Source organism: Kitasatospora sp. NPDC057542 (genome assembly GCF_042801945.1).
Lineage (GTDB): Bacteria > Actinomycetota > Actinomycetes > Streptomycetales > Streptomycetaceae > Kitasatospora.
This window is the reverse complement of record NZ_JBHVFE010000822.1, coordinates 1-1,584: the sequence shown is the minus strand read 5'-3', so window position 1 is coordinate 1,584 and position 1,584 is coordinate 1. Positions and strand designations below refer to the sequence as shown.

Annotated in this window: 2 protein-coding genes; both read right to left on the bottom strand. The window is 76.3% G+C overall.

From position 1 onward, the window contains the following. Positions 1–215 precede the first annotated feature (215 nt). A complete protein-coding gene (locus ACFU7Y_RS43840) occupies positions 216–1,115 on the bottom strand; it encodes a M56 family metallopeptidase (RefSeq protein ID WP_380772047.1) in 900 nt (299 codons plus the stop codon). After that, positions 1,112–1,483 carry a BlaI/MecI/CopY family transcriptional regulator gene (locus ACFU7Y_RS43835; protein WP_224274219.1) on the bottom strand — a complete coding sequence of 124 codons (372 nt, stop codon included), beginning with the start codon at positions 1,481–1,483 and terminating at the stop codon, positions 1,112–1,114. Before ACFU7Y_RS43835 ends, ACFU7Y_RS43840 begins: the two co-directional genes overlap by 4 nt. Between the last annotated feature and the right edge of the window lie 101 nt (positions 1,484–1,584).

Genomic DNA, 1,584 nt, shown 5'->3' with positions numbered 1-1,584 from the left:
GTGGAGGCGTCGGCTCAGGCTCGCCTTGAGAATCCCGCCTGTGCGGGCCTGCGCGAGACCGCCGGAGCGTACCTGCGGCACCGGTGGCAACGCCGGCCCGGGCGCGCGGGTTCAACCGCGCGGGTCAAAGTCCCGGCAAATCTCACGGACCTCCACCCCGACCCCCCACCCGGGGCCCGTCGGCACCCCCGCGCCCACGGGCCCACAGGGGTGTCTCAGGGGTGCGGCGCGCAGACCAGCAGGTACGGGAGCAGCGGCAGCACCGACACCCCGAGCCGCCCGGTCAGCCGGCGGCGTCCGCTCCCCGGCCGGGCCAGCCGCCGCACCCGGGCGAGCACCCCGGTGGACGTCGCACCCAGCGTGGCGCCGTCCGCCGGGGCTTCCCGGACAGGAGCGCCGCCGGTCGCCAACGCGCAGAGCGCGGAGGCCAGTTCATCCCGTGAGACCCGCTCCAGCGCCGCGTCGTCGGCCGCCATCTCCAGCAGCAGCGCCACCTCGGAGCGCCCCAGCCGGGCCAGCGGCAGTGGCCCGAGGAGCAGCGCGAAGGTGTCGGCCGGCAGCCGGAACAGATGGTGTCGGCCGCGGATGTGTCCGTGCTCGTGCGCCACGGCCGCCGTGAGCTGCCGCTCGTCCAGGAGCCGCAGGGCCCCGCGCGACAGCACCACCCGGGAACGGCGACCGGGCAGGCAGTAGACGGTCGGACGGGCGTGCTCCAGCACCAGGGCGCCCCAGCGCCGGTCCGGTACGGCGATCACGTCCAGCACCGCCCGGTGCCGCCGCCGGGCGCGTCCGGTGCGCAGGCCGACGGCCGTCACCAGGGTGGCCGACAGGGCTCCGCCGGCGGTGAGCAGCCACCAGTCGTGGGTGTGCGGCAGCACCGGCTCCGCCGGTTCGGCGTGCGGGAGCAGGCCGAGCAGCCCGGCCGGCGGGTGGGCGAAGGGTTCCAGCGCGTGGTGCGCGGTGAGCAGCAGGGCCACGGTGAACGAGGCCATCAGCGCGAGCCAGAGCGCCGCGCCCGCCGCCGGACGGGCCTGGAGCCGGGCGGAGCCGGCCAGCCGCCGGGGCAGCAGGACGCCGGTCACCGCAAGGTGGAAGCAGAGCAGCGCGAGCGTCACTCAGGGCCCCGGGACTTCACCTGTTCGAGCGCGGCGAGCAGGGCCGAGGCCTCGTCCCCGCTGATCCGGTCGACGAAGTGGAGCAGCGCGCCCGCCCGGTCGGGGGTGGTCTCCAGCGCCTGGTGCATCAGCTGGGCGGTGTACTCCTCGCGGGTGCAGGTCGGCTCGTACACCCAGGCGCGGCCGACCTTGTCGCGGCGCAGCCAGCCCTTGGTGTGCAGGATGTCCGCGACCGTGGTGACGGTGGTGTACGCGACCGCCCGCTCCTGCTGGAGGTCGTCCACCACCTCGCGCACCGTGGCGGGCCGGCCCCAGGACCAGAACCGGTCCATGATCTCGGCCTCGAGATCGCCGAACCCCCGTAGCACCGCCCTCTGCTCCCTCGCCGAGCCGACCACCGGCGCCCTTCGCCGGCCGGAACGCGGCCCATGCTACGGCGAGCGCCGGGCGCCCGCCCCCGGACGAAGGG